The 20,004-nt window shown below is 40.1% G+C and carries 18 protein-coding genes; 11 read left to right on the top strand and 7 right to left on the bottom strand.

Translation table 11 applies throughout. The features are described from left to right. Window positions 1-11: 11 nt before the first annotated feature. Window positions 12-1,466 carry an NAD(P)(+) transhydrogenase (Re/Si-specific) subunit beta gene (locus MMY79_RS16490; RefSeq protein ID WP_017391250.1) on the top strand — a complete coding sequence of 485 codons (1,455 nt, stop codon included), beginning with the start codon at window positions 12-14 and terminating at the stop codon, window positions 1,464-1,466. Window positions 1,467-1,529: 63 nt separating this feature from the next. On the opposite strand, the gene MMY79_RS16485 is transcribed toward MMY79_RS16490, so the two are convergent. The 6 genes from MMY79_RS16485 to MMY79_RS16460 all read right to left on the bottom strand — a co-directional run bounded on the left by MMY79_RS16485 (window position 1,530) and on the right by MMY79_RS16460 (window position 8,444). Further along, complete coding sequence (locus MMY79_RS16485; protein WP_252610315.1) at window positions 1,530-2,351, bottom strand: SDR family NAD(P)-dependent oxidoreductase; 822 nt, start codon at window positions 2,349-2,351, stop codon at window positions 1,530-1,532. Between the two features lie 229 nt (window positions 2,352-2,580). Beyond that, window positions 2,581-2,982 carry a ribosome silencing factor gene (gene rsfS, locus MMY79_RS16480; protein WP_034678192.1) on the bottom strand — a complete coding sequence of 134 codons (402 nt, stop codon included), beginning with the start codon at window positions 2,980-2,982 and terminating at the stop codon, window positions 2,581-2,583. A gap of 81 nt (window positions 2,983-3,063) precedes the next feature. Next, on the bottom strand, window positions 3,064-3,858 hold the full coding sequence (locus MMY79_RS16475) for a TIM barrel protein (RefSeq protein WP_252610314.1): 795 nt from the start codon (window positions 3,856-3,858) through the stop codon (window positions 3,064-3,066). A 13-nt stretch (window positions 3,859-3,871) separates the two neighbouring features. Beyond that, window positions 3,872-4,741 carry an NAD(P)-dependent oxidoreductase gene (locus MMY79_RS16470; RefSeq protein ID WP_252613551.1) on the bottom strand — a complete coding sequence of 290 codons (870 nt, stop codon included), beginning with the start codon at window positions 4,739-4,741 and terminating at the stop codon, window positions 3,872-3,874. 12 nt (window positions 4,742-4,753) lie between these two features. After that, complete coding sequence (locus MMY79_RS16465) at window positions 4,754-5,542, bottom strand: crotonase/enoyl-CoA hydratase family protein (RefSeq protein WP_252610313.1); 789 nt, start codon at window positions 5,540-5,542, stop codon at window positions 4,754-4,756. 94 nt (window positions 5,543-5,636) lie between these two features. Continuing rightward, window positions 5,637-8,444 carry an ATP-binding protein gene (locus tag MMY79_RS16460; RefSeq protein ID WP_252610312.1) on the bottom strand — a complete coding sequence of 936 codons (2,808 nt, stop codon included), beginning with the start codon at window positions 8,442-8,444 and terminating at the stop codon, window positions 5,637-5,639. Between the two features lie 172 nt (window positions 8,445-8,616). Between MMY79_RS16460 and cysM the strand changes: the two genes are divergently transcribed. From cysM to MMY79_RS16440, 4 genes are read left to right on the top strand one after another with little or no spacing between them, the layout of a single operon-like run. Next, on the top strand, window positions 8,617-9,531 hold the full coding sequence (gene cysM, locus MMY79_RS16455) for a cysteine synthase CysM (RefSeq protein ID WP_252610311.1): 915 nt from the start codon (window positions 8,617-8,619) through the stop codon (window positions 9,529-9,531). Between the two features lie 22 nt (window positions 9,532-9,553). Further along, complete coding sequence (locus MMY79_RS16450) at window positions 9,554-10,372, top strand: 3'-5' exonuclease (protein ID WP_252610310.1); 819 nt, start codon at window positions 9,554-9,556, stop codon at window positions 10,370-10,372. A gap of 9 nt (window positions 10,373-10,381) precedes the next feature. Continuing rightward, window positions 10,382-11,773, top strand: a complete 1,392-nt coding sequence (gene rlmD, locus MMY79_RS16445) for a 23S rRNA (uracil(1939)-C(5))-methyltransferase RlmD (protein ID WP_252610308.1) — start codon at window positions 10,382-10,384, stop codon at window positions 11,771-11,773. Between the two features lie 30 nt (window positions 11,774-11,803). Next, window positions 11,804-14,110 (top strand): bifunctional (p)ppGpp synthetase/guanosine-3',5'-bis(diphosphate) 3'-pyrophosphohydrolase, encoded by a 2,307-nt coding sequence (locus MMY79_RS16440; protein WP_252610306.1) that lies wholly within the window; start codon window positions 11,804-11,806, stop codon window positions 14,108-14,110. Window positions 14,111-14,158: 48 nt separating this feature from the next. Here MMY79_RS16440 and MMY79_RS16435 read toward each other — a convergent pair whose 3' ends face one another. Next, window positions 14,159-14,932, bottom strand: a complete 774-nt coding sequence (locus MMY79_RS16435) for an SDR family oxidoreductase (RefSeq protein ID WP_252610304.1) — start codon at window positions 14,930-14,932, stop codon at window positions 14,159-14,161. A 112-nt stretch (window positions 14,933-15,044) separates the two neighbouring features. On the opposite strand from MMY79_RS16435, the gene mazG reads away from it, so the two are divergent. The 6 genes from mazG to panC all read left to right on the top strand — a co-directional run bounded on the left by mazG (window position 15,045) and on the right by panC (window position 20,000). Then, window positions 15,045-15,851 carry a nucleoside triphosphate pyrophosphohydrolase gene (mazG, locus tag MMY79_RS16430; RefSeq protein ID WP_252610302.1) on the top strand — a complete coding sequence of 269 codons (807 nt, stop codon included), beginning with the start codon at window positions 15,045-15,047 and terminating at the stop codon, window positions 15,849-15,851. Continuing rightward, a complete protein-coding gene (locus MMY79_RS16425; RefSeq protein ID WP_252610300.1) occupies window positions 15,820-16,224 on the top strand; it encodes a ComEA family DNA-binding protein in 405 nt (134 codons plus the stop codon). Before mazG ends, MMY79_RS16425 begins: the two co-directional genes overlap by 32 nt. Window positions 16,225-16,349: 125 nt before the next feature. Then, window positions 16,350-17,813 carry a polynucleotide adenylyltransferase PcnB gene (pcnB, locus tag MMY79_RS16420; protein WP_252610298.1) on the top strand — a complete coding sequence of 488 codons (1,464 nt, stop codon included), beginning with the start codon at window positions 16,350-16,352 and terminating at the stop codon, window positions 17,811-17,813. Continuing rightward, on the top strand, window positions 17,810-18,292 hold the full coding sequence (gene folK / locus MMY79_RS16415) for a 2-amino-4-hydroxy-6-hydroxymethyldihydropteridine diphosphokinase (RefSeq protein WP_252610296.1): 483 nt from the start codon (window positions 17,810-17,812) through the stop codon (window positions 18,290-18,292). The genes pcnB and folK overlap by 4 nt, the downstream gene beginning before the upstream one ends. Window positions 18,293-18,338: 46 nt before the next feature. Then, on the top strand, window positions 18,339-19,148 hold the full coding sequence (panB, locus tag MMY79_RS16410; protein WP_252610294.1) for a 3-methyl-2-oxobutanoate hydroxymethyltransferase: 810 nt from the start codon (window positions 18,339-18,341) through the stop codon (window positions 19,146-19,148). Window positions 19,149-19,151: 3 nt separating this feature from the next. Next, the gene (gene panC / locus MMY79_RS16405) at window positions 19,152-20,000 is read left to right on the top strand and encodes a pantoate--beta-alanine ligase (RefSeq protein WP_252610292.1); all 849 of its coding nucleotides are present in this window, start codon (window positions 19,152-19,154) and stop codon (window positions 19,998-20,000) included. Window positions 20,001-20,004: the final 4 nt, after the last annotated feature.

Here is a 20,004-nt window from a genome sequence, read left to right as displayed (position 1 = left end):
AGGGCTTTGACATGGAATTTATTCAAGCAAACGCAAACTGGTTGTACCTTGTTGGCGCAATCCTCTTTATCTTGACGCTTCGTGGCTTGTCTGGCCCTAAAACAGCAATTCAAGGTAACCGTTACGGTATGATCGCGATGGCGATTGCAGTGGTAACGACCTTCTTTGTTGCGAATAACCCAGTCATCTGGATGATTGTTGGTGCAATGGTGTTGGGTGCAATCGTAGGTATTGCACGAGCTCGTACTGTACCAATGACACAAATGCCAGAGACTGTTGCACTCATGCACTCTTTAGTTGGTTTGGCTGCTGTCCTAATTGCAATTGCTGCAATTTTGCATAACAACCAATTAACTGAATTGTTTGCTCAAAATGAGGCGGCTTTAACTGCTGCTGGTGTACAACATGTTCACATGAGCAGTGTTCATTTATTTGAATTGTTCGTGGGTTGTTTTGTTGGTGCGATTACCTTTACTGCATCTGTATTTGCGTATGGTAAATTGGCTGCAAAAAAATGGGCGAAAACAATTTCTGGTGCATGGGTTAAACCTGTTCAGGCGCTTATCTTTATTGCGATGTTGGCTTGTGGTTTCTACTTCTTCACGACTGGCAACATGACTGCTTTCTGGGCAATGACAGCACTTGCGCTTGCGTTTGGCTGGGTATGGATTGCACCAGTCGGTGGTGGTGATATGCCTGTAGTGGTATCGCTTCTTAACTCATTCTCGGGTTGGGCTGCGGCAGGTATTGGTTTTACACTTGAAAACAACATGTTGATCGTTGCGGGTTCTCTCGTAGGTTCATCTGGTGCGATTCTGTCGTACATCATGTGTAAAGCAATGAACCGTTCGATCATCAATGTATTGTTTGGTGGTGCAATGGGCGGTGCGGCAGTTGCTACTGCTGCTAAAGGTGAACAAGTTCAGCGTAACCATCGTTCTGGTTCTGCCGATGATGCTGGTTTCTTGATGTCAAATGCTGACAGCGTTGTGATTGTACCGGGTTATGGTATGGCGCAAGGTCGTGCACAAAATGCTGTAAAAGAATTGTGTGAAATTCTAAAAGAGCAAGGTGTTCGCGTTCGTTTTGCAATCCATCCAGTTGCTGGTCGTATGCCTGGCCATATGAACGTATTGCTTGCTGAAGCAGATGTAGCATATGAAGATATCTTGGAAATGGATGAGATTAACTCAGACTTCCCAGCAACAGATGTCGTGCTTGTAATTGGTGCAAATGACGTAGTAAACCCTGCTGCAAAAGATGATCCAACTTCACCGATTTATGGCATGCCGATTCTTGAAGCACATAAAGCGCGTACAATCATGGTGATTAAGCGTTCTATGGCTACAGGTTATGCAGGTCTAGACAATGATTTGTTCTACAATGAAAAAACGATGATGATCTTTGGTGATGCGAAGAAAGTTGTGGAAGATATGACGAAAGCAATCAATGGTGGTGGTCACTAATCTGACCTTAATCAGGATTGTAAAAGCCACCCTCGGGTGGCTTTTTTTATTTGGCTTACTTGTTTAAAGAAATTTTTCTACAAGGTCTATTGATTGTTGATAGAGGTCGCGTGCCAGTTGCTGGTTTTTGGCATGTGAAGATTTCCAGTCTGGCATGTGTGCACTGACATATTCACCATTACGATTTTGCCATGCATCGCCAGTTGCCATTTCTGTAATGAGATTTGCTGGAACTGAAGTGGGTACTAATCCTAATTTCATCGCGGCATAAACTGGCTTTGGTAAGTCACGGTAAATGTCGGAAGCAACACCGCCAGGGTGTAATGCATTATTGGTAATTGAACTTCCAGCTAGTTGCTCTGCTAATGCGTTGCTGAACAGTAAATTTGCAAGCTTCGATTGCCCATAATAGAACAGGGGGTTATAAAAACCTTCTGCACGAAACTTGTTGGGTTTGATTGAACCAACCCAGTGAGCAATAGATGCAAGATGAACAATACGTGCTTTATGAGATTGTTGTAAAACTGGAAGTAGTTTTTGAGTTAGTAAAAAATGACCCAAGTAGTTAACACCGAATTGCTGCTCGAAACCATCAACAGTTAGTTGTTTGGTTTTGGCAAATAACCCTGCATTGTTAATGAGTACATCGAGGCTGCCATATCGATCGGCAATTTCATCTGCTGCTTTCCGGGTTAACTCAAGGCTGTTTAAATCGAGGGAAACTAAATCGACTTGTCCTTGGTTAAGGGAGCGTAATTTGGTTTGGGCCTCTTGCGCTTTTTCTGGATTTCGGCACGCTAAAATAACATGTTGCCCTTGTTTGATGAGTTGTTCTGCTGTGGCGAAACCAATACCTGTGTTGGCGCCTGTAATTAATACTTTCACTTTCTGTACTCCAGTTATGCTATTTATTGGTGGGGACTTCAAGAGTTTGTATATTGCTGCAAATCTGACAATTTGTCATGTCAAATTTAAAAATGGCTGATGGCTGACTGTTTGTGGTAGGTGTCAAAGTATTTGAGGGGGCGGGGTGTTATTTGAGATTTGTTAATACGATTGTCAGATAAATAAAAAAAAGCGGCTCAAAAGAGCCGCTTTTTTTAAAAGCAAAATTTTAAGCAACCGACTCTGGAGCGGTACGCCATAAGCTTTCTAAATCATAGAATTTACGAGCTGTTGGTAGCATCACATGTACTACAACAAAGCCGAGATCAATCAAGATCCATTCTGCATCTCGTTCACCTTCAACGCCAATCGGGCGGAAACCGGCTTTTCGAGCTTCTTCTGCAACATTGTCTGCGAGTGCTTTCACATGACGAGTAGAGGTGCCGCTCGCAATTACGATAGCATCAGCGACATTGCTAATTGAGCTAACATCTAACTGGAGAATATCTTTTGCTTTTACATCAACTAAAGCGTCGTGGACGACTTTGAGACAAGTTTGTACGTCTTTATTTGAGGCATTCATTGCGAAATCGTGAGAATTAGACACGCTGGGCGATGGTTCTAAATTCATATAGGGTATATTTTCCTGACAATTACTCACTATCTAATATAGTCGTTTTCGCGCTAAATTTCAAACAGAACTCGTAACAGTTTATATATTTACATCATCGGAAAAATACTTTTTCTTCCAAGTAAATGACTGATTTGAAGTATTTTCAGGTTTATATTCTGCTGCAATATAGTTCTGATAAGAACTTTGTTTTAACCAAGAAAAAATTTGTTCATAAGGAATTTCAGCTGTATCAGGCTCATGACGGCCCGGGCAATCCGCAAATTGAATGTGTCCAATTAAATTAATATTTTCTTGCAAACCCTCAAGTACATCTTCACCCATCATTGCCATGTGATAACAATCATATTGCATTTTTAGAGTAGGGTCGTTGACCGCTTCTAGCATTTCTTGTGCCTGCGCAATATTTTGTACTAAAAAGCGGGGCATATCTGTACCGTTAATCATTTCAAAAACGGGTTCTATATCGTGTTCACTAAGTAAGTTGCAGGCAAGTTTTAAATTAGCTGCTAAGGTTTTCAAGCAAGGAAGTAAGTCGGCATCTAGAGGTTGCTTCCCAGCCAAAATATTAACACGAGGAACTTTTAAAGCAGTGGCATAGCTAATGGCTAACTCTAATGCTTCACGGAAAGCTATTTCTTGGCCGGGTACGCCTGCTAAACCATTTCCGCCTTGCATAAGATCACCCGCAGGTACATTAATTAGGCAAAGGCTAAGATTGTAGTGCCCGAGTTGAGTTTGAATATCTGAAATAGCCAATTCATAAGGAAATTGAATTTCTACATATTCAAAGCCCTGTGCATGGGCCAGAGCAAAGCGTTCGATTAAAGGAACTTCGGTAAAAATCATGGATAAATTGACTGCAAGACGACCCATACTCAAACTCCGTTTATTTTTGCTCTAGTAATTGAATCATAGTAGCTAAATCTTTCTCAGCAAAGCCATTTTTTTGGTGAGTTTGTAGCTGTAATAGAGCTTTTCGTGCAACGGGGATGTCTAAATTAACATTGTGAGCTAATGTTACTGCGTTATTAAGATCCTTAGATAATGTTTGAACTTTCCACTGAATTGGCTCAAATGTATGAGTTGCCATACGCGGGGTAAGAATTTGAAAGGGTTTAGAGTCAGCAAATCCACCCGCTAAAGCAGGAGCAAGCAATGTTGTATCTACACCAGCTCGATCTGCAAGTGCGACAGCCTCTGCAATTAGGGCGCTGTTAGCTGCAACAATAAGTTGATTGCAAATTTTGGTGGCTTGGCCAGTTCCTGTATCTCCCATTCGAGTTACACGCTGGGATAGAACATTGTAAATAGGGGTTAGGTGGGTAATCGTTTTATTATTACCACCTGCAAAAATAACAAGTGTGCCTTGTTCTGCACCTGCTGTTCCACCCGATACAGGTGAGTCAATCCATGTTACTTGATGCGTGGCAGCTGCTTGAGCAAGCGTTTTTGTTGCAGCAACAGACAAGCTCGAGAAATCGACAATAACCTGTTCAGCTTTTAAGTTAGGCTGAATTTGTTCAAATACGGCTTCTACTGCTTTGTCATCTGCTAGACAGGTTAAAATAACTGGATACTCACCAATATTTGAAAGTTCTAACGGTTTTGCACCGATATCAATCAGCTCTTCACATGCAGAGAAAGTGCGATTCCAAACCGCAACTTGAAAGCCGGCTTGAATAAGGCGGGTTGCCATCCGACTTCCCATAAGCCCCATACCTAAAAAAGCAATAGGGGTATTACGATCAAAATTCATCATCTAAGCTCTTTATTTATATTGGCGTGGTAAAAAATTAACTTCCGGATGTTTGTCTTTTTTACGAGCAAGTTTGCTATTTTTACCAAGTAATAATTTAAGTTGCCAGATTTTTTCTAGACGCAATGATTTTTCTGGTTGATGCTCCATTGCATCAAGTACACGTTTCGCTGCAGTGAGGGCATCAGGTGAACGCTGCAACATTTCAGTTGCAATCTCATTTGCTCTCTCTAGAGGTGAGTTACTTAAATGAGTTACAAGACCGATTTCTTTTGCATAATTCCCATCAAAAACACGAGCAGTTAAGGTGAGTTCTTTTGCAAGGTCAACGCTAATTAAACCTTTTAATGAGCGAGTAAGTCCCATATCAGGAACTAAACCCCAACGACTTTCCATAATCGACATTTTTGTTTCTGGATGAGAAATTCGGATATCGGAAGCCAAGGCGAGTTGCATGCCCGCGCCGAAACAATATCCTTCTAAGGCTGCAATAACTGGTACAGGTAAATTCTGCCAAGTCAAAAATGCTTTTTGAAAAAGACTTTGTCCGGGTTTTACAAGTTCCCAAATGGCAAAAGCAGAGTTTTTCGGATTGTTGAGGTCGGATAAATCAATTCCAGCACTAAACACATTCCCTTCGCCTGTCAAAATAACACAGCGAATATCTCTATCCTTTTTAATTGCTTTTGCAGTTGAAACTAACTCTTTTAATAAGGCAAAACTCATCGCATTGCGTTTATCTGGACGGTTTAAATATACCGTTGCAATGCCATTATTTTTTTCAATACGTAAGAGTGCCATGAGATTCCCGCTTCTTTTTTTATAGATGAACGGAGCATAACATGGCTGTAATTTGGAAACATGACAGCCCAGTCATGCCTCTTTAATAGATGTGTTAGTCAGGTATCACCAAGATCTGGAGAGCAGCACTTTCTACTTCTTTAACGACAAGACCGAGTTCATTAAAGCGCTGCATCACTTCTTCAATGAAACCTTCATCTGCTATACGGCGTTCCTTGCGTAGCGTTGAAATAAATTGCTCAAAGTCCCCAGTCACTTGTTGTAGTTTTGGTGCACCTACATAGCGAGTAGCGCCATAGAGGCGATGTAAAACATGCTCAAGTTGAGGGAAGTCTTCAAGCTCAATGAGCTGCTGCATTTCATCTAGCTCAGTTGGAAAACTGTCAACTAACATTTTAAGTAGATCTTGTGCTAAGTCTTCTTTATTTGCTGCAAGCTGCAAACTTTGTTGCCAGTTTAAAATTTGTGGGTCTAAAGCTTCCGCAACGACATGATGGTCTTTATCTAAAGCTTTTGCTGTAAAGTTGTTTTTAGTCCATTGCGTTAAGATCTGGATGATTTGCTCCATTTGGATTGGCTTGGTGACATAGTCATTCATGCCTACTTTAAGGAGTTTTTGCTTTTCATCAGCAAGTGCGTGGGCGGTTAGTGCAATAATTGGAAGCTGCATTTCTCCGTCTAAAGTCGATTCTAAAGAGCGAATAGCACGAGTTGTATCAATACCTGACATGACAGGCATTTGAATATCCATAAACACCAAATCAAATGGTTTAAGTTTCTGATCAATTCGCTCTTGGATCAGGTTAAGTGCTTCTTGCCCACTGAGTGCTTTAGTTGTTTTAACATTGAGTTCACCGAGCAAGGCTTCTAAAACAATTAAGTTAGGAAGATGGTCATCTACTGCCAGAATGTGTAAACCCTGACCATTAAAGTCTTGTTGTTCCTCTTCAAAAATAGGTTGATCATTTAATAATTGAATGAGTCCGCTTCGACTTAATGGTTGATAGAGAGGACGAGCACGGTATTCACTGAGCATGTTTGGCTCAAGTGTCATTTGATAGCCATAGACGGCTAAATTGCCTTGATAACGGCTACGGATTTCTTTTAATAACGCTTCAGTGTCACCGCTATGGTCAACAATGAGCCATGTATTATCTTTCTGATCAAGATGTTTTAAGCGGCTAAACAAGTCCAGAATCGATTGTGTCTCGATGTGAGGAACATGGTAGTTTTCAAGGTAGTAACGTAAAACACTTGCTGTAGCTGGATGAGCAAGATAAGACACCACTTGTAAATGCTCAAAGTGTGGGTGTTCGATTTCGTAATCTTCATCTACCACAAATTGTGCGGTAAACCAGAAGGTCGAGCCTTTTTCTGTTGGAGCGCGTTCTTGGTTATCTTCAAAGCCAATTTGACCATGCATGAGATGAACAAGTTGTTTAGAGATAGCAAGACCTAAACCTGTGCCGCCAAATTGACGTGTAACTGAGGCATCGCCTTGCGAAAATGATTCAAATAATTTTTTGCGGTCTGTGCCACTTAAGCCAATACCACTATCTTGAACACTGAAATGAAGCAGACATTGCCCAATATCATCATGCTCCATACGAACACGAACAATAATTTCGCCATCTGGAGTGAACTTGATTGCATTAGAAATTAAGTTGGTCAGAATTTGCTTGAAGCGTAAAGCATCGCCAATTACTTGCTGTGGAATATTGTCTGCATAGTAAAAAGCCATGGCGATATGTTTTTGAGCAGCCAAAGGAGACAGCATATCCATGACATCAAAAATGGCTTCTTCTAAATCAAAAGGTGCTGTTTCAAGTTCTAACTTACCCGCATCAATTTTCGAGAAATCTAATACATCGTTAATTAATGCCAATAAATGAGCAGATGACTTGCGAATGGTTTGTAAATAAAGATTTTGCTCATTATTTAAATTTTGTTGACGAAGCAATAAGTGAATAAAGCCATCAATACTGTTGAGAGGTGTGCGAAGCTCATGACTAATATTGGCAAGGAAAACTGACTTTGCTTGGTTTGATGAAATCGCCTGGTCACGTGCTTGACGATAGGTAATGTTTTGGACTTCTAAGGTATCTAGGGTTCTGCGTAAGTCTTCTTCTGTTTGTTCGGTGTGCTCTTTTAATTCTAAAAAGCTAAAGTGCAATCGTTTAACAACATTTGCAATATCTCGCTGTAGTAAGCGTAGTTCCCCAGTACTGTTAATGACTAGGTGCTGGTCTAGAGTATCTGCATTTAGGCGTTGTAACTGCATGCGAATTTCATACATCGGCGCAATCCAACGACGAGAGTAAAAATTCAAGCAAAGTAAAAGTAATAGTAAGGTCATTAATCCAGTAATGACGAGAGCAATCATAATGCGATAACGTGCCAATTCTAGAGGTTGGTTATCCATTTCAATCATTAACCAAACAGGGGCTTTTCCAGCTTTATTACTAATCTGCATTCCATAAATATTGTTGTGGTTATAAGAGATTGGTCCAAAAAAAATATTATTACTAGGAAAGCTAGGCCAATAACGATTATCACGATAACCAATACTTAAATAAGTCTGTCCATTGTTATCAATTAATACCGCGCGTTTAAGATTTTTTTCGCTAAACATGCTTTGCATAATGTGCTGGGCATGATCGTATTCATCGGGCTGTAGTTCAACCAGCGTATATAGATCTTTCGCAATTTGATTGTAGCGAGCTAGAATGGCTGAGGCGTGTTGTAGCTGTTGTTGTTTTACCGAATGGGACGTTTCAGTTAAAACCAGAAAAGCACCGACCCCTGTTAAAATCATAATCGGCACAAAAATTAGAGCAATCAATTGCCCATATGCATGATTCAGACGTAAGCGTTTCGATAAGGTTTTATTGAAATTAGACATGGCTACATCAGATTTATCTCTCTGTACGGCATCTTATCACGCTTTATTTTAAAACAGACGGCATTTTATAAATGACCGAGCTTTAATCACTTTCATGAAAAAGCATATTGAAATGGGTGCAGTACCGAGCATTTTTTCATACAATAGGCCCACCTCGATATAGGTGTTGATCATGAGTAATACACAACCTGACTTTTTAGCCGACGAATTTTTGTTAGATCACTATGTAGGTAATACACCTCTAGTTCGTTTGCAGCGTTTAGCTTCTCATACGCAAGCGACAGTTTTGGCAAAGTTAGAAGGTAATAATCCGGCAGGTTCTGTAAAAGACCGTCCTGCATATAACATGATTATGCAGGCAGAAAAACGCGGTCAAATTAAGCCAGGTGACACCTTGATTGAAGCAACCAGTGGGAACACAGGTATTGCTTTGGCAATGGTTGCAGCCATGCGTGGTTATAAAATGAAATTAATCATGCCAGGGAATTCAAGTCAGGAGCGTAAGGATGCTATGCGTGCTTATGGTGCAGAATTGATTGAAGCGCCGAATATGGAAGCTGCACGAGATATGGCTTTGCAAATGCAAGCTGAAGGTCTAGGTTTGGTCCTCAATCAGTTTGGCAATCCAGATAATGTCGAAGCGCATTACCTCACCACTGGCCCTGAAATCTGGAAGCAAACAGGTGGAAAGATTACCCATTTTGTAAGTTCAATGGGTACAACCGGTACCATCATGGGAATTTCAAAATATTTAAAAGAACAAAATCCAGATATTCAAATTATTGGTTTACAGCCTTCTGAAGGTTCAAATATTGCTGGGATTCGTCGTTGGCCACAAGAATACTTACCTACGATTTTCGATCCAAAACGTGTTGATCAAATTATGGATATTCCGCAAATTGAAGCGGAAAAAATGGCTCGCCGTTTAGCACGTCAGGAAGGAATTAGTGCAGGTACATCTTCTGGTGGGGCGGTGTGGGCATCCATTAAAATTGCAGAAGAAAATCCAGATGCTGTTATTGTTTGCATTATCTGTGACCGTGGCGACCGCTACTTGTCTACAGGATTGTTTTCAGTACAGGACTGATAACTCATAATTGAGAGAAATAATGCGTTTCCCTACCTTAGTTTTTGATATTGAAACTTTAACTGATTTAAAAGCGGGAGCGCATTTATATCATCTTGATTTGCCAGAGGCTGATGTAGAACAAGCATTGACTAAATTGCGTCGTCAAGAATCAGGCATGGATTTTCAGCGCTTACCTTTGCATGAAATTGTTTGTATTTCTGGACTATGGATTGATGAGTCAGGTTTTCGATTGTTTTCTTTTAGCAGGGAACAATATTCTGAAGCTGAAATTTTGCAGAAATTCTTATCAATTTTTGATAAGCGTCATCCAACTCTAGTGAGTTGGAACGGCTCACAATTTGATTTACCCGTTATTCTATTTCGCGCAATGTATCATGGGCTTTCTGCACCAGGCTTATTTGATCAAGGTGAGATTGATAGCCAGAAGCGTTTTAATAATTACCAAAACCGTTATCACCATCGCCACATTGATTTAATGGATGTGATGGCAATGTTTAATGGTCGTAATTTTCAAAAACTTGATGATATCGCCTGCATTTTAGGTTTGCCGGGTAAGCGTGGTGAATCGGGTTATCATGTACCAGAATATGTTCGTAATCAGCAGTGGTTAAAATTGACTAGCTATTGTGAAGGGGATGTGCTCAATACATGGTTTGTCTATGTACGTTGGTTGTTATTAAAAGGACAATTAACAGTAGATGAACATAATGATTGGGTAAGCTCTAGTATTGATTATTTGAAAAATATTCCTCAGCAAGCAGATTTTCTTGAAGTATGGGAACGTACCTCAAAACATAGTGAATTTACTTCACACTATTTTAACTCTTCAGATTTTTAGGTTCATCCTTTGAAACAACAAGCCAAATCTCGCAAGCCTCAACAACCTGAATATATTTTTCAAGTTGAAACACTTTCTCATGAGGGGCGGGGAATTGCGCATTATGGTTCTCATTCTGATCATCCAGCAGATAAGCATGGCAAGAAAGTTTTTATTCGTTATGCATTGCCCGGAGAAACTGTAAAGGCTCAGATTACCCATCAAGCGAAGCGTCTTGAAGAAGCTGAGATGGTGCAGTTGTTAGGAGAACCTTCAACTCATCGTATAGATGCAATTTGTCCTCATTATGGTATTTGCGGTGGCTGTAGCATGCAGCATATCCATCCTGATGAACAAATCCGCTTAAAGCAAAGTGTACTGCAATCGCATCTACAGCACTTTGCAGGCATTCAACCTGAACAGTGGTTAGATCCGATTCGATCTTTACAAAGTGATTATCGTCGTCGTGCTCGAATAGGAGTGCGTTATCTGCCAAAGCCAGATCGCTTAATTATGGGGTTTCGTGAACATCGTAGTAATCGTTTAACTTCTATCCATAGTTGTAGTGTTTTGGATAAAAAACTATCAGATAGCTTGCCTGAGCTGCGCATTTTACTCCAAAGTCTAAAAGGCAAAGCGCATATAGGTCATGTAGAATTAGCAAAAGGTGATCATGAAATTTCTTTATTGGTTCGTCATGTAGAAAAATTAAACAATTCTGATGTCAACCAATTAAAGCAATTTGCGTTAGACAAAGGGTGGCAATTGTATTTGCAGCCTAAGGGGCCTGAAAGTATTCATCGTATTGATGATGAAAAAGGTGCTTTACGTTTACACTATGCCTTAGAGCGGTTTAATGTAAATTTTGCTTTTTCGCCATTGGATTTTACTCAGGTCAATGCCACAGTAAATGAACAAATGGTTCAATTGGCATGTGAATTGCTTCAATTGCAATCAGGTGAAAAGGTACTTGATCTATTTTGCGGTTTAGGCAATTTCTCACTCCCGTTAGCACGATGTGTTGGTGAGAGTGGTCAGGTTGTTGGTGTGGAAGGGAGTGAAGAAATGGTGAGGCGGGCAACAGCTAATGCAAAATGCAATAGTTTGGTGCAGGCAACCTTCTTTTCACAAGATTTAACAAAAGATTTTTCGCATCATTCTTGGGCAAATCAAGGATTTGATGCATTATTGATTGATCCTCCTCGTGCTGGTGCATATGAAATTATGCAGTATGTATCAAATTTTGGAGCAAAAAGAATCGTTTATGTATCATGTGATCCAGCTACACTGGCAAGGGATGCGGGTGTTTTGGTCCAACATGGTTACCAGTTAAAAAAAGCAGCTGTGATGGACATGTTTACGCACACAGAACATGTTGAATCCATTGCACTATTTGAAAAAATTCAAGAGATAAACGATTAAAAACATGAGTTACATATTGAGGAGAATGGTATGGTCACAGTACGTGAACAGTTACCTGAGCAACTAACTGAGTTGTCTGAGGAAACGACTGTAGAGCATGCCGCCGAAACGCAAATCGGTTTAGCCTCATGGTTGGATCGGGTGCGTGAAATATTAGATGGGGCGAAGCTTGAACAACTTGAGCAGGTTGCTCATTTAACCCTGCAAAAAGAGTTAGATTCAACGGTTAATCATCGTTCCAATACTTTCGCTACTGGCGTTGGAATGGCCGACATTTTGGCACATCTCCATGTAGATGAAGATACTCTATCGGCAGCCATGCTCTATCGTAGTGTGCGTGAAGACATTACTGATATAGAAGAAGTCAAAAAGAAATTTGGAGATCAGGTCTATAACCTTGTCAAAGGCGCTTTGGCAATGGGTAAGCTCTCGGAACTCATTGAGAAAAATAAACGGTTAGAAGATCACTTTAATAACAATCAACGAGAACATTTAAGTGGCATTTATAAAATGCTGATTTCGGTTACCGAAGATGTTCGTGTTGTTTTAATTAAACTTGCTGAACGTACTTATTCTTTACGAGAACTGGCAAATTCATCTCGTGAGCGTCAAGAACGCGTAGCACGTGAAATTCTTACTATTTATTCGCCATTAGCACATCGACTCGGTATTGCTCAGCTTAAATGGGAACTTGAAGATCTCGCTTTTCGCTATTTAGCTCCAGATCGTTATAAAGAAATTGCATCATTACTGAATGAAAAACGTTTAGAACGTGAACATTATATTCAGTTCGTGATCGACCGTTTAAAAAATGAGTTAGCGTCTTACGGAATCGAGTCAGAAATTACAGGTCGAGCAAAACACATTTATTCGATTTATCGAAAAATGAAAAGCAAAAACCTGAGTTTTGATCAGCTTTATGATATTCGTGCTTTACGTGTGTTGGTTAATAGTGTCCCTGAGTGCTACCACTCTTTGGGTATCGTTCATCAAATCTGGCGTCATATTCCTCATCAGTTTGATGACTATATTACCAACCCGAAAGCAAATGGTTATCGCTCTTTGCATACTGCTGTAATTGCCGAGAATAAATCCCTTGAAGTACAAATTCGTACTCATGAGATGCATGACGAAGCGGAATTAGGCGTATGTTCGCACTTTAACTATAAGGAAGGTTCAAAGAATACTGACCATTCCTTTAATCATCGTTTGCATTCATTGCGTGCTGTTTTAGAGCATTATCAAGAGCGCAATGAAACGACGGTACATCAAAATGAAGATGAAACAGAAGGCTTTGAACAGTTACAAGACTTTGAAGGCTTTGAGAAGATTTACGTTTTTAGTCGTGATGGTGATATTAAGGAATTGCCACGTGGCTCAACAGTTTTAGATTTTGCTTATCATGTACATACGGAAGTAGGGAACAAGTGTTACGCAGCGCGAGTTAACCAGCGTTATGTTCCACTTACCTATACTTTAAAAACGGGTGAACAGGTTGAGATTTTAACTAAAAAAGATCGTGATCCAAACCGAGATTGGTTGGTGAATTCTTTGGGTTATATTAAAACCTCTCGTGCCCGTGACAAGCTGCGTCATTGGTTTAGACAGCAAGATCGTAGTAAAAATCTTGAAGTTGGCCGTGAACTTCTTAATAAAGAGTTAGCTCGTCTAGCGATTCACCCAAAAAGTATCGACCTAAATGATTACTCATCACATTTTAACGTAAAAACGGGTGATGACATTTTGGTGAGTCTAGTAAGCGGTGATATTAGCTTACATGCCTTGATTAATCAGGTGAACCGTCAAATGCATTTAGATCAGGATGAACCTGAACTAGTGCTTAAACCAGCATTAAATCCACGTGCTAGCCATACGTTATCGGCACATGGAATTTTAATTGATGGTTTAGACAATGTAGAGTTGCACATCGCGCAGTGCTGTCAGCCTGTACATGGTGAGTCAATCGCTGGATATATTACTTTGAACCGTGGTGTTAGCATCCACAAAGTCATTTGTTCAGACTATCAGCGTATGATTAAGCAAGAACCAGAGCGTGCTGTTGAAGCTGATTGGGAAATGCAGCCAACGCGTGGTCAAAGCGTTCAAATTGTGGTGGAAGCTTATGATCGTCGTGGTCTGCTTAAAGACTTAACTCAAGTGATTTTCTCTGACCAAATCAATATTCGTCAGGTTAATACAATTTCTGAGGCAGATGGTATTGCCAATATGAAGTTGTTAATTGAGGTGAAAGGATTGGCGCAGCTATCTCGTTTATTGGCTCGCTTAGAGCAACAGCCTGGAATTATTAGTGCGCGACGCATGATTCAAGGTGTTTAAATAAATTGAGTAAAAAGGCTGTCAAATGACAGCCTTTTTTATATTGGATTATTTTCTCGATAAATAAATGTTAGTCAGCCGATTTAAAAACTGAGGGCTTAAAGTCGAGAGTTGATAAAGCAGTTTAGTTTTTATGCCAACTGGAGTGTGAGTAGGCGTCCAGAAATGAGCCTTTTTCTCTACAAGCGTAAGTACCTGTTGAGCAATATCATTTGGAGTTAAATCTACTCCCATATTTTGAATTGTGCCTGCATCCATACCCTTAACCATTGCAGTTTGCACAAATAGCGGCATCACATCTAAAACGCGAATACCATATTTTTTCCATTCCACATCCAAACCTTCAGTAATTCCGCGAACGGCAAATTTACTGGCAGAATAAGAAATTAAATCAGCTTGCCCATAAATTGCAGAAGCTGAAGAAAGATTGATAACGCGTGCAAAAGACGCTTGCTTTAAATAGGGGAGCGCAGCGTGACAGCCATTGATAACACCGTTTACATTAATATTTATTGTTCTTTGGTGAGCTTTAATATCAGTTGTTTCAAATGCACCAGAATATAAAATACCGGCATTATTTACCAAAATATTGAGTTCACCAGCCCAGTCGGTAAATTCTTTTAATATGTGTTGCCACTGGCTGTAATCACTTACATCCAGGTAGCCGGCACGGGCATTTGCCCCTAGGTCATTTGCCAATTCTTGAGCAAGCGATTCATTAATATCATAAATGCCTACTTTATATCCTTGTTTGTAGAATACGCGTGCAATTTCAGCCCCAATACCTTGAGCGGCACCACTAATCAGAATACTGTGTCTCATCTTTTTTCTCTTTGTCAGTACAATAGTGCGACTGATTTAATCGCTTTGATTTTGATCATAACAAATTAAAATCTTAGTTTAACTGACCGACTTTTTAAACTTGAGGGTTACCATGGATAAATTGCTTAAAATCATGCAAGAGTTACGAGAAAAATGTCCGTGGGATCAAGCTCAAACCCCCATGACTCTTACCAAGTATGCGATTGAAGAAGCATATGAAGTTGAGGCTGCCATTCGTCAAGGTGACATTGATGAAATTAGAAATGAGCTAGGTGATTTGTTATTACAAGTTGTTTTTCAATCACAAATGTTTAGTGAGCAAGGTGCTTTTAATTTTCAAGATGTTGTTGAAGCAATAAGTGAAAAGTTAATACGCCGTCATCCACATGTTTTTCAGGCAAATCAATTTAATAATTTAACGCCAGAACAAGTAAGTGAGTTATGGAAACAAATTAAACAACAAGAAAAACAAGGCAAGCCCCAATCAAGATTGGACGAAATTAAGCATGGACCAGCTCTATTGCAGGCACAAGAAATTCAAGAAAATGTCGCAAAAGTTGGGTTTGACTTTGAAACCGTAGAAGATACTTATGGAAAACTAGAAGAAGAGCTAGATGAGTTTAAGCAAGCACTAAAAAATCAAAATATTGATGAAATTCAAGATGAATTTGGAGATTGTCTGTTTTCATTAGTCAATGTTGGACGTAAACTCGCGATTTCAAGTGAAACATCACTTTTATCAACAATACATAAATTTAGAAGCCGTTTTGCTTTTATTGAAGATCAAGCGCGAAAACAGCAAAGAACATTAGAGGACATGACCTTGTCTGAAATGGATGAATTGTGGAATCAGGCAAAGCGGCAGTTACGTTTAGGGGAAAAAACACATGCAGCTAAACATGAGTCTTTGGAAGAGTAAGTCTTATATTTTTATTATTTTATTTTGGAGCCTGATTTCATCAACCTTTGTTCAGGCTCAATCTTTTGATCAAAATTTTAAGGAGTGGAAGGCGAAACAGCAGATGTATGATCAGAAGTTGAGCATGCAACACTCCTCTCATTCTAATGTTTCAAAAAGTTCAAACATGACTGATGCTTCAGGGCAAGTGCATTTAAACCAGGCTAATATTGAGGAGCTTCAAAAGCTAAAAGGGATTGGTGAGAAAAAGGCTCAGGCGATTGTAGAATACCGTCAAAAGAATGGCGGCTTTAAAAATATTGATGAATTTAAAAACGTAAAGGGCATAGGTCCAGCCATTTTTGAAAAGAATAAAACGCGGTTGAGTTTATAAATCATGTGTTTGTCAATTGTCATTTCATGCGCAAACTACAGAGAATCAAATTGCCCTTTGTGTGCGTTAGAGCTATGATTAGCGACAACTTGTTATTTACGTACTGACGTAGGAGACAGCGTCTTTTGCAAACCTTGCGAGCGTCAAAATGTGGTTTGTCCACAGCCCAACTTCCTTCTTCGATTTTAGATGTGATCGATAGCCTGACTAAAGCTGGCTATGAAGCTTATATTGTTGGGGGTGGTGTCCGTGATTTAATGCTAGGGTTTAATCCTAAAGATTTCGATGCAGTCACCAACGCGACACCTTCTCAAATTAAAGAAGTTTTTGGCAGACGTTGCCGAATCATTGGTCGTCGATTTGAATTGGCACATGTCTATTCAGGGCGTGAGCTTATTGAAGTTGCAACATTCCGTGCCCCTCCTAAAAAAGCAGTTACGAGTGCCTCTGGCATGATTTTACGTGACAATAACTGGGGTACCATCGAACAAGACTTTGCTCGCCGTGATTTTTCAATCAATACGTTATATTACCAACCACGTAAGAGTATTGTGCTCGACTTCTGCAAAGCGATGGACGATGTTAAAAATAAAACTCTACGTTTATTAGGTGATCCAGCACAGCGTTTTGAAGAAGACCCAGTGCGTATGCTGCGTACTCTACGTTTTGCAGCCAAGCTAAATTTCAAGATTGATTCAAATATTCTCGATATCTTTAATGCAGAAATGACGCAATTATTGCGTGATGTCTCTCCGCATCGTTTGTATGATGAATCTCAAAAGCTTTTCACAATGGGACATTTGGCGCGTGTTTTGCCAATGTTGATTGAGTTTGGTGTTTGGAAGCAACTTTTTGCCGATATTCAGCCTAATCTCACTCCATTTATTTTAAGAGCAGCAAAGAATACAGATCAACGTATACAAGTAGGTAAAACCATTAATCCTGCGTTTTTCTATGCAGTGTTATTGTGGCAACCATTTTTAGAGCGTTGTGAATTTTATTTATCTAAAGGTGTTGTGCCGGCTGAAGCCCGTGCGCAAGCAGGTTTAGATGTTTTAAAACGTCAAGCAACACGTACTGTTATTCCTCGTTTTGCAGAAACTTTTATTCGTGAAGTTTGGGAAATGCAGACTCGTTTGCTTAATCCAAAACCACAGCAAATAGAAGCATTGGCAGGGCATGCTCGCTTCCGTGCTGGTTTTGACTTCTTATTACTTCGTGAAAAGTCAGGTGATGACGCAACACAAGGAATGGGAAGCTGGTGGGAAGCTTACCAAGAAATGTCAAATGACGAAAAAGAAGCTGCTATCAGCCAATATAATCGTCAGAAAGCTAGAAACCGTCGTAAAGCTGCCGCTGAGCCTATTGAAAATAATAAAGTTGACACGGAAATTGAACCTTTGGTTGATATTCCGGAACCACGCACTCGCCGTGGGAAAAAAGAACGTACTAGACAAGATCAGGCTGTAGGTCGATTTGTTGAAAAAGCGACTGCTTCAGAAGCAGGCGTGACGGGCGATCATCCAATTTTAAAACGTAAGCGGGTACAACGCGATTTAAGCCAAGTTGTTTTTGGGCCAACGCAATGACAATAACCACTTATATTGGTTTAGGAAGTAATTTAGGCGATTCACGTCAAATTTTATCTGAAGCCATTGCTAAGCTTAAGACCTTAGGAGTGGTTAAAGTTTCTAAACTTTATCAAAGTCCACCTATGGGACCTCAAGATCAGCCAAATTATTTAAATGCAGTTGCAGAATTAAATACGGATCTTGCACCTTTAGATTTGCTTGATCAGTTACAACGTTTTGAGCAAGAAGCTGGTCGTGTACGACTTCGTCGTTGGGGTGAGCGAACCTTAGATCTAGATTTGCTTATATATGGCAATGAAAAAATTCACAATGAGCGCGTAACTGTGCCGCACATAGGAATTTTACAACGAGATTTCGTTGTGATTCCTTTATTAGATTTAGATGCTGATTTACAGATTAATGATCAGCCACTTAAAAATTTAGAACTGATACAGCAGCCGACACTGACTGTACTTGCGGATGATTCTTGGGCTTAAGCTCTCGATTCATTATGTTCTGCAAACTCCTGTAGAGGATATCATCATGATTAGTCTAAGTGACTTAAGAAAATTTAAAGCCGAAGGACGTAAGTTCTCTTGTCTAACTTGTTACGATGCAAGCATGGCAAAAGCAATGGAACTTGCTGAAATTGATACAATCTTAATTGGTGATTCTCTTGGAATGGCAATTCAAGGGCGAGATTCAACTTTGCCAGTAACCGTTGAAGATATGGCTTATCATACAGCAGCGGTTCGTCGTGGTAATCAGCATGCCTTGATTATGACTGACTTGCCATTTATGAGTTATGCAACCTTGAATGATGCTTTGCAAAATGCAAGAACAGTCATGCAGGCTGGCGCTCAAATGGTGAAAATCGAAGGCGGTGCATGGTTAAGTGAAATCGTGCAGGTGCTAACCCGTAATGGAGTGCCTGTTTGTGTACATTTAGGGTTAACCCCTCAATCTGTACATGTGTTCGGTGGTTATAAATTACAAGCTAGAACGCGTGAAGCGGCAGATCAGCTCATTGCTGATTGTACAGCAGTGGTTGAAGCGGGCGCATCGGTGTTATTACTTGAATGTGTTCCTGCTCAGTTGGGACAAGAAATTGCTGAATTATTCCCGAATACCCCTGTAATTGGTATTGGTGCGGGTAATGCAACCGATGGTCAAGTATTGGTTGTGCAAGATATGTTAGGTTTAACTTTTGGTCGAGTTGCTCGTTTTGTTCGTAACTTTATGAAAGAACAATCAGGTGAAACTGCCATTTTAGATGCATTTAAAGCTTATCATGCTGCGGTACTTGATCAGTCTTTCCCTGCCAAAGAACATACTTTTCACGTTGAGCTGTAATTCATGAAAACAGAAACTACCATACAAGGTCTTGCAGCTTCTTTAAATCCAGCTAGAGCTGCACGTAAAATTATTGGTTTTGTCCCAACAATGGGAAATCTGCATGAAGGACATCTCACACTTGTTCGTGAAGCGAAAAAGCTATGTGATGTTGTGGTTGTAAGCATCTTCGTAAATCCGACTCAATTTGGTCCAGGCGAAGATTTTGACAACTATCCTCGTACTTTAGAGCAAGATAGTCGCTTACTTGCCGATGTTGGCTGTGACATTATTTTTGCGCCATCAGTTGAGCAAATGTACGGTACACAACCGCGTTTAACGAACATCAGTGTGAGTCAGATTACAGATGCTTTGTGTGGTAGTTCGCGTCCAGGACACTTTGATGGTGTCGCTTTGGTTGTAACTAAGCTCTTCAATATTGTGCAACCGAACTATGCTTTCTTTGGACAAAAAGATTACCAACAGCTAGCTGTTATTCGCCAGTTTGTACAAGATTTAAATCTTCCTTTAGAAGTGATTGGTGTGCCAATTGTTCGCGCAGCAGATGGCTTGGCGCTTAGCTCAAGAAATGGTTATTTAAGTGCTGAGAACCGTCAGATCGCTCCGGTTATTTATCAAAGTTTGAAGCAGGCGGAACAACAGTTACATGAAGGCAAAGATTTGCAACAAGTTGTAGAAGATATCAAAACTCAGTTGACAGATAATGGTTTTGTTGTTGATTATGTTGAAGCTCGTCAGACGAATCTGCTACCTGCTACTCAATTTGATCGTGATATTGTGTTGTTTGTCGCGGCAAAACTGGGTGCAACTCGTTTGATTGACAATTTAGAAGTTGCCTTTACACCCCAATAAAAGA

Source organism: Acinetobacter sp. XS-4 (genome assembly GCF_023920705.1).
Classification (GTDB): Bacteria; Pseudomonadota; Gammaproteobacteria; order Pseudomonadales; family Moraxellaceae; genus Acinetobacter.
This window is presented reverse-complemented; position numbering and strand designations above follow the sequence as displayed.

What these genes read in the sequence shown, in the direction of transcription:
- MMY79_RS16435 (WP_252610304.1), bottom strand. Translation starts at nt 14,932, where the DNA reads ATGAGACACAGTATTCTGATTAGTGGTGCCGCTCAAGGTATTGGGGCT.
- MMY79_RS16475 (WP_252610314.1), bottom strand. Translation starts at nt 3,858, where the DNA reads ATGGGTCGTCTTGCAGTCAATTTATCCATGATTTTTACCGAAGTTCCT.
- mazG (WP_252610302.1), top strand. Translation starts at nt 15,045, where the DNA reads ATGGATAAATTGCTTAAAATCATGCAAGAGTTACGAGAAAAATGTCCG.
- MMY79_RS16490 (WP_017391250.1), top strand. Translation starts at nt 12, where the DNA reads ATGGAATTTATTCAAGCAAACGCAAACTGGTTGTACCTTGTTGGCGCA.
- cysM (WP_252610311.1), top strand. Translation starts at nt 8,617, where the DNA reads ATGAGTAATACACAACCTGACTTTTTAGCCGACGAATTTTTGTTAGAT.
- panC (WP_252610292.1), top strand. Translation starts at nt 19,152, where the DNA reads ATGAAAACAGAAACTACCATACAAGGTCTTGCAGCTTCTTTAAATCCA.
- MMY79_RS16465 (WP_252610313.1), bottom strand. Translation starts at nt 5,542, where the DNA reads ATGGCACTCTTACGTATTGAAAAAAATAATGGCATTGCAACGGTATAT.
- MMY79_RS16450 (WP_252610310.1), top strand. Translation starts at nt 9,554, where the DNA reads ATGCGTTTCCCTACCTTAGTTTTTGATATTGAAACTTTAACTGATTTA.
- folK (WP_252610296.1), top strand. Translation starts at nt 17,810, where the DNA reads ATGACAATAACCACTTATATTGGTTTAGGAAGTAATTTAGGCGATTCA.
- MMY79_RS16460 (WP_252610312.1), bottom strand. Translation starts at nt 8,444, where the DNA reads ATGTCTAATTTCAATAAAACCTTATCGAAACGCTTACGTCTGAATCAT.
- panB (WP_252610294.1), top strand. Translation starts at nt 18,339, where the DNA reads ATGATTAGTCTAAGTGACTTAAGAAAATTTAAAGCCGAAGGACGTAAG.
- MMY79_RS16425 (WP_252610300.1), top strand. Translation starts at nt 15,820, where the DNA reads ATGCAGCTAAACATGAGTCTTTGGAAGAGTAAGTCTTATATTTTTATT.
- MMY79_RS16470 (WP_252613551.1), bottom strand. Translation starts at nt 4,741, where the DNA reads ATGAATTTTGATCGTAATACCCCTATTGCTTTTTTAGGTATGGGGCTT.
- MMY79_RS16440 (WP_252610306.1), top strand. Translation starts at nt 11,804, where the DNA reads ATGGTCACAGTACGTGAACAGTTACCTGAGCAACTAACTGAGTTGTCT.
- rsfS (WP_034678192.1), bottom strand. Translation starts at nt 2,982, where the DNA reads ATGAATTTAGAACCATCGCCCAGCGTGTCTAATTCTCACGATTTCGCA.